8 protein-coding genes are annotated in these 7,317 nt (G+C 40.9%); 3 read left to right on the forward strand and 5 right to left on the reverse strand.

From position 1 onward, the window contains the following. Window positions 1-20 precede the first annotated feature (20 nt). The 4 genes from VB711_RS14280 to VB711_RS14295 form a co-directional block, all read right to left on the reverse strand. Window positions 21-965: a GDP-L-fucose synthase gene (locus tag VB711_RS14280; protein ID WP_323286753.1), complete on the reverse strand. Its 945-nt coding sequence runs from the start codon at window positions 963-965 to the stop codon at window positions 21-23. Window positions 966-985: 20 nt separating this feature from the next. After that, complete coding sequence (gene gmd, locus VB711_RS14285; protein WP_323286755.1) at window positions 986-2,065, reverse strand: GDP-mannose 4,6-dehydratase; 1,080 nt, start codon at window positions 2,063-2,065, stop codon at window positions 986-988. Between the two features lie 346 nt (window positions 2,066-2,411). Continuing rightward, window positions 2,412-3,170 (reverse strand): sugar transferase, encoded by a 759-nt coding sequence (locus VB711_RS14290; RefSeq protein ID WP_323286792.1) that lies wholly within the window; start codon window positions 3,168-3,170, stop codon window positions 2,412-2,414. 111 nt (window positions 3,171-3,281) lie between these two features. Beyond that, window positions 3,282-4,424 (reverse strand): glycosyltransferase, encoded by a 1,143-nt coding sequence (locus tag VB711_RS14295; protein WP_323286757.1) that lies wholly within the window; start codon window positions 4,422-4,424, stop codon window positions 3,282-3,284. A 114-nt stretch (window positions 4,425-4,538) separates the two neighbouring features. On the opposite strand from VB711_RS14295, the gene VB711_RS14300 reads away from it, so the two are divergent. Further along, entirely contained in the window at window positions 4,539-5,474 is a 936-nt protein-coding gene (locus VB711_RS14300; protein ID WP_323286758.1) for an NAD-dependent epimerase/dehydratase family protein, read from the forward strand. 84 nt (window positions 5,475-5,558) lie between these two features. On the opposite strand, the gene pgsA is transcribed toward VB711_RS14300, so the two are convergent. Further along, window positions 5,559-6,065 carry a CDP-diacylglycerol--glycerol-3-phosphate 3-phosphatidyltransferase gene (gene pgsA / locus VB711_RS14305; RefSeq protein WP_323286759.1) on the reverse strand — a complete coding sequence of 169 codons (507 nt, stop codon included), beginning with the start codon at window positions 6,063-6,065 and terminating at the stop codon, window positions 5,559-5,561. Window positions 6,066-6,201: 136 nt separating this feature from the next. On the opposite strand from pgsA, the gene VB711_RS14310 reads away from it, so the two are divergent. Both VB711_RS14310 and VB711_RS14315 read left to right on the forward strand, forming a co-directional pair. Beyond that, window positions 6,202-6,417: a hypothetical protein gene (locus VB711_RS14310; RefSeq protein WP_323286761.1), complete on the forward strand. Its 216-nt coding sequence runs from the start codon at window positions 6,202-6,204 to the stop codon at window positions 6,415-6,417. A 425-nt stretch (window positions 6,418-6,842) separates the two neighbouring features. Further along, a complete protein-coding gene (locus VB711_RS14315; RefSeq protein WP_323286762.1) occupies window positions 6,843-7,127 on the forward strand; it encodes an RNA-binding protein in 285 nt (94 codons plus the stop codon). Window positions 7,128-7,317 lie beyond the last annotated feature (190 nt).

Here is a 7,317-nt window from a genome sequence, read left to right on the forward strand (position 1 = left end):
CAATGCCCTACCAATCATCACTAAGCGGCGTTTTGACGATACCAGGAGATAGTATTCTTCAATCCTTCCTCAAAACCAACCTGAGCCGTAAATCCAAAGGCTTGCTTCGCCCTTTCCGTATCCAAACAACGCCGGGGTTGACCATTGGGTTTATCGGTTTCCCAAACAATCTCACCGTCAAACTCCATCAATTCGCAAATCAAATTAATTAAATCCCGGATAGATATCTCATAACCAGTTCCTAAATTCACCGCTTCCCCATCGTTATAAGACTGAGTACCCATAACAATACCCCGCGCTGCATCCGTAGAATAGAGAAACTCACGGGTAGGAGAACCATCACCCCACACAGGAAGTTGTTTATCTCCCCGGATTTGCGCTTCGTGGACTTTGCGAATTAAAGCCGGAATTACGTGGGAACTTTTCGGATCAAAGTTATCTTCGGGTCCGTATAAATTCACTGGTAACAGGTAAATACCATTAAAATTATACTGTTGGCGGTAAGATTGCAATTGAACCAAAAGAGCTTTCTTCGCTACTCCATAGGGAGCATTGGTTTCTTCTGGATACCCATTCCACAAATCATCCTCTTTAAATGGAACTGGGGTAAATTTGGGATAGGCGCAGATAGTACCAACACAGGTAAATTTTTCCACTCCCGCTTGATAGGCAGCGTGAATCAACTGTGTACCCATGATCAAGTTATCGTAGAATAACTCTGCTGGTTTTTGTTGGTTTAGACCAATACCACCCACATGGGCTGCTAGGTGAATAATAACATCTTGCTGATCTACAGCACGTTGGCAATTTTCCCACACTCGCAAATCACAGGAGAGCGATCGCGTTACTGTAATCTTCTCACGATCAGCGCCCGCCTGACATAATTGATCTATCACCTGACGACCTAAAAATCCTGCTCCACCAGTCACAAGAATACGTTTATTTTGTAGCTCTAAGGAAGTCATATTTTTCACCTTGGTGGTAATTAAAAATGCAGAGTGCCCAAGTCTTGACGGATAGTAGCAATATCCTGGGGTTGTTGTGAACCATTGCCATTGGGGGAAGTGTAACCCAAAGCTTGCAAATCGGCTTCCACCATCAGTGCCACAAGTTCTTTAAACGTTACAGACGTTTTCCAGCCTAACTTTTGCTGTGCCTTGGTTGGATCACCAATTAATAAATCTACCTCAGCCGGACGAAGATAACGCTGATCAAACTCCACATAATCTTCCCATTTCAGATTCACATAACCAAATGCCAACTCCAGAAACTCCCGTACTGAATGAGTTTCACCAGTAGCAATCACATAATCATCTGGCTGATCTTGTTGTAGCATCAACCACATAGCTTTGACATAATCCTTTGCATAACCCCAATCCCGCTTGGCATCCAAATTACCCATATACATCTTTTTCTGTTTACCAGCAAAGATCCGAGCCACCGCCCTAGTAATTTTTCTGGTTACAAAAGTTTCCCCTCGTCTGGGTGATTCGTGATTAAAAAGTATGCCATTACAAGCAAACAATTTGTAAGATTCACGATAATTTATAGTTTGCCAGTGGGCGTAAACCTTAGCACAAGCATAAGGACTGCGGGGATAAAAGGGTGTTGTCTCACTTTGTGGTACAGCTTGCACCAAACCGAACATTTCTGAAGAACCCGCTTGGTAGAAACGCACCTCAATTCCTGTGCGTCCTTGGTAGTCACGAATCGCTTCCAACAACCGCAAAGTCCCCATACCTACTGCATCCACAGTATATTCTGGTGAATCAAAACTCACCCTAACATGAGATTGAGCGCCTAAATTATAAATTTCTGTAGGATGGACTTCTTCTAAAATTCGGCGTAGGGTGGTACCATCTGTTAAATCACCATAGTGCAGGAATAACCGCGCCCCTTCGTGATGGGGGTCTTCGTAAATATGATCAATGCGATCTGTGTTAAATGTAGAGGTACGGCGAATAATACCGTGAACCTCATAACCTTGTTCTAGCAAAAACTCACTCAAATAAGAACCATCCTGACCTGTGATACCAGTCAGCAAAGCTATCTTCCGTTCTGTCATGCAATTATTCCTTATCGTTTTGGATGTTGTTGGCAATGTAAAATTTACAAAGAAAGATGTAGGCTATAAGTTAGCAGTAAATTGATATGATTACACAATAGTAGTTAGTTGTACAAATTAAATTACCCAACACAACCAAAACGATTCGACTCAAAGGCAGAAGGCAGAAGGCAGAAGGCAGAAGGCAGAAGGCAGAAGGCAAGAAGAGAGAAAGAATACTTGTTCCCTGTTCCCTGTTCCCTATTCCCTCTCTCAACGAATAAATTTAATTTTGTCCAACTACTTATTAAAGATTAACTCTGTAGGTAGCATTAATTGTCCTACAGAATCAACCCTGATTTATCTGTTAATATGCCCCATTATCTTTAGGGATGATGACTATATCAACAGTTTTCAAAATAATCCATAAATCTAGCCAAAAATTTCTAAATTTGACATAATTCAGGTCTATTTGCACTCGTTGGGGGTAAGGAATATCATTACGCCCAGAAACTTGCCACAATCCAGTAATTCCCGGACGAATGGTTAATACCTGATCGATATGATAGCCATATTTAGGTAATTCTTCAGCTACTAGGGGTCGCGGACCGACAACACTCATATCTCCTGTTAAAACATTCCAAAATTGGGGAAATTCGTCCAAACTGGTAATGCGTAAGAAGTTACCTACTTTGGTAATTCGAGGATCTTGTTTGAGTTTGAAACTGCTTTCAAATTCCTGGCGCAATTCTGGTGATGTTTCCATCATTTGGACGAGAACTTCGTCTGCATTCCTGACCATAGTGCGGAATTTAATACAATTAAAGCGGCGATAGTTCTTCCCAACCCGTTCTTGAACATAAAAAATCGGGCCTTCTGAGCTTAAAGCAATTAGTAAGGCCAAGACAAGATACAGGGGAAAAAACAATATCAAAACCGACAAAGAAAAAATAATATCAAACAGTCGTTTTGCGAACTCTCCGTTTATACCCTGGAAAGATAAACCTCTAGGGTTCACCTTAGGCGTTTTGGTTTTTTGACGACGCTTTGATAAAGTACGTGTAGACGTACTAGCGTCTTGCCTTGGGTATCGCTTGCCGGAGAGGAGTGAGCTCTGGGCAGTCATCATACTCCTTAATAATCCACACCACACATAGTCCCAATCTTAAAGCTAAAAGGCGGAGTTTATGGGTAATTTTTGCAAATTCCTAGAAAACACCTACAAAAATGAATATCCTCAGTTTGAGGAGGATTTTTCTTTTTCACACTGGTATAAAAATTCTAGATACTTCTGGGCGAAGATTTGTCTAGAAAATTGAGCAGCGTGAGATTTTATATAGTCATAACTTAAAACATCGTTATATGCTTCAAATTTTTCTACTGCCTCTACTAAAGCTGCCTCTGTTTGTACTCTGTAAAATATACCAGTTCCTGTTTCTTGGCAAGTGCGAAGATCCCTCACAGTTTCTAATGCACCACCCGCACCATAGGCAATCACTGGAGTACCGCAAGCTTGAGCTTCGACTAGGGCGATGCCAAAATCTTCGCAAGCTGCATAAACAAAGGCTTTGGCATGAGCCATGTATTTTTTAACCACATCGTCTGGTTGCCATCCAAGTATTTTAATCTGAGAATTTGCCATTTCTCGCAGTTTTTCCATTTCGGGTCCTGTACCAATGACTACCAAGGGGCGTTTTAGTTGATTAAAGGCCTTAACGATTAAGGATACTTGTTTATAGCTGACTAACCGGGAAACTATGAGATAAAAGTCCTCTTTTTCACGGATAAAAGGGCATTGGTCTATGTTTACTGGTGGGTAAATCACTTTTGCTTCTCGTCGATAGCAACGCCAAATCCGTTTGGCTGTATGTTGGGAATTGGCGATAAAGTAATCCACTCGGTTGGCACTTAAAACATCCCATTGACGTAAACCATGCAATAGGTATTTTGTGATCCATCCAATCGCACCTTTTCCTAGTTTGCTTTGGTCTAGATAATCAAAGGTCAAGTCCCAAGCATAGCGCATGGGGGTATGACAGTAGCAGATGTGTAGTTGATTGGGTGTGGTGAGGATTCCTTTAGCGACGGCATGGGAGGAAGACAGGATAATATCATACTGCCGCAAATCAAGTTGTTCGATCGCTAATGGTAACAAAGGTAAATATTTTTGTACACCTTGACGGGCTTGGGGAAAGTGTTGCAAAAAGGTTGTTCCAATTTGACGTTTGTAGAGATAACTTTCGGGGTTGCTTGATTCAAAGTCAATTAGGGCATACAAATCTGCCTGAATGTGATTTAATATTTCCTGGACAACGAGTTCTGAACCCCCTGTGGCTTTGGGTGTTAGCCACTCATGAACTAAGGCATATTTTAAGGTCATGGATTAAATGAACCGCAAAGAGGCAAAGGACGGGAAGAAAGAAATTAAGAAGATAGGATACTGCAACCTGATAATCTCAAGGTAGAGATTAAGTGACATGGAGATGGCTAGTATATGCGAATTTTAATTATTGGTGGTACTAGGTTTATTGGTGTATATCTAACTCGGCTGCTGCTAGAAGCTGGCCATGAGGTGGTTCTGTTCAATCGCGGTAATCGTCCTGTAAGTTTGAATGGATTAGGACAAATTATAGGCGATCGCACTGACCCAATTCAGCTAAAAGCTAAGTTGGCTTCAGAAAATTTTGATGTTGTTTTTGACAATAATGGTCGGGAACTCACTGATACTCAACCTCTGGCAGAAATATTCCAAAACCGTGTTAAACACTTCGTTTACATGAGTTCGGCAGGGGTTTACCTCAAATCTGACCAATTACCCCATGTAGAGGGTGATACTGTTGATCCGAAAAGTCGTCACAAGGGTAAGCACGAAACGGAAGCTTATTTGCAGCAGTTGGGTATTCCTTTTACTTCTATTCGTCCAACTTATATTTATGGTCCGAAAAATTATAATGAGTTGGAAAGCTGGTTTTTTGATAGAATTGTTCGCGATCGCCCTCTTCCTATTCCTGGTAATGGAGCGCATATTACCCAGTTAGGTCATGTCCAAGATTTGGCTCAGGCTATGGTTAAAATATTGGGTAATGAAAAGGCGATTAATCAAATTTATAATATTTCGGGCGATCGCTATGTGACTTTTGATGGTTTAGCCCGTGCTTGTGCCGTAGCTGCTGGTAAATCACCCGATTCTCTCAAAATCGTCCACTACGACCCCAAAAAGTTCGATTTCGGCAAGCGTAAACCCTTCCCCATGCGGGTACAACACTTTTTTGCCTCGGTTAATAAGGCAATGACAGAATTAAACTGGCAACCTGAGTATGATTTAATCTCTGGCTTGCAAGATTCTCTAGAAACCGATTATTTGGTTAATGCCAAAGACAAAGCTGAGGTAGATTTCTCTGTTGATGAGGAAATTTTAAAAGCCGTTTAAAGCAAAAGCATAGCAGGGAAAGCAGGGGAGGCAGGGGAGGAATAAATCTTTTATTACCAATCACCAATCCCCAATCACCTCCCCCTATTCCTTAACCGGAATTAAATAAATTACACCAGATACCACCGTAAAAATCACAGATACCCAAAAGGCGGTTAAACTAGGAATTAGCCAAGCTGAAGGTAAAGGTGCAATTAGTAAAGCTATGGCTACTATTTGACTTACGGTTTTTAACTTACCCCAAATATTTGCCCCAGCGATCGTTGTTTGATTGACACGCCAACCAGCGATCGCAATCTCTCGTGCTAAAATTACAAATACTCCCCAAGCTGGCACCCTTCCCAACTCCACCAAAACCAACAACGGTGCAAGTACCAGCAACTTATCCACCAAAGGATCAAGAAATTTACCCAATTCACTAATCTGATTAAGTTTACGCGCTAAATATCCATCTAACCAATCAGTCAAAGCCGCAACCAAAAATATCGTTAAACATATCCATCTGCTTTCGGCAGTGGGATAATATAAACCGTAAAGTAAAAATGGTATCCCCAAAAGTCGAGAAAAAGTAATCCAGTTGGGTAGAGTCATCTAATTTGGAATAATTAATATAGATTTTAGGCTAGTATATCGCCTCATCCTTCTTACCACTACTCACCCAAAATCGCTTTTAGCGTTAAGATTAATTAAGAAATAATAACTTATTACAGCATACCAGGAGGTTTTAATGTTCATTGAAGAACTTTCACCCATATTTAAAGAACTCGTCCACCATCCAGTTTCATTTTTAGGTGGTTTAGTTTCCGGTGCATTGCGACTGAATCTAGCTGATGACCCCGTTAAAACTTGGCTAGATCAACATCTCAGTTCATGTTCCACCACCTCTACCCCAGGGGTACAGAACGGCAAAGCCTCTGGACCTCAACAAATTTCCATTGATTAATGTTTTCTTAACCGTTTAATTGTTAATTGTTAATCAATAACAGTTAACAATTGCGGATACTTGCCATCCCATAATCATAACCCCCTAAACGTAAAATTTCAACAACTACCATTCTTACTCCATCCCGGCTGCATACAATCAAACATAATTAACTTAAATCAGGCAATCATCCCAAAATAGATAATTTTATATTATCGGTATTTGTAAGATCCCATACTTTGAAAAACGTCACCTTCAGTTATGATATGAACATTAGCGTGTGTTCAGTCTGATGGCATAGTAATTTGTAGATTATTTAACCATTACGGTTGATGCCCTGCAACATTCGCCGTCCATGAACTTCAGACTATGCGGCGCTTATAGTTCCCTTAGTTCTGTAATTCATCTGAACCAATCGCTCTTTGTTGACAATTACGTGACCCATAATGACTATTTACGTTGGAAATCTCTCTTACCGCGCCACAGAAGCAGACTTAAAAGCCGTGTTTGCTGATTATGGTGAAGTCAAAAGAGTTGTTTTACCTACAGACCGCGAAACCGGAAGACTCCGGGGCTTTGCCTTTGTTGATATGGTTGAAGATGCACAAGAAGATAAAGCTATTACAGAATTAGACGGTGCCGAATGGATGGATCGTCAACTGAGAGTTAATAAAGCCAAACCACGAGAGGATAACCGACGGGATGATAACCGCCGGGGTAATTGGTCTTAAAAACCAAAATTTTAACAAAAATTAAAGCCGTATACTTGTAGCATATTGTTTCTAGCTTTGCAAAACTCATTTGCTCAAAACTACTAGAAACAATTGCCAAGCTAACAAATGTATAAAATATCCTGTCCCGACTAGTTGTGAACAGCCTAGAAAATTCAAGACTAGTCGGATATTTTTGTTCGACACTATC

This window comes from Cronbergia sp. UHCC 0137 (assembly GCF_034932285.1).
Taxonomy (GTDB): domain Bacteria; phylum Cyanobacteriota; class Cyanobacteriia; order Cyanobacteriales; family Nostocaceae; genus Cronbergia.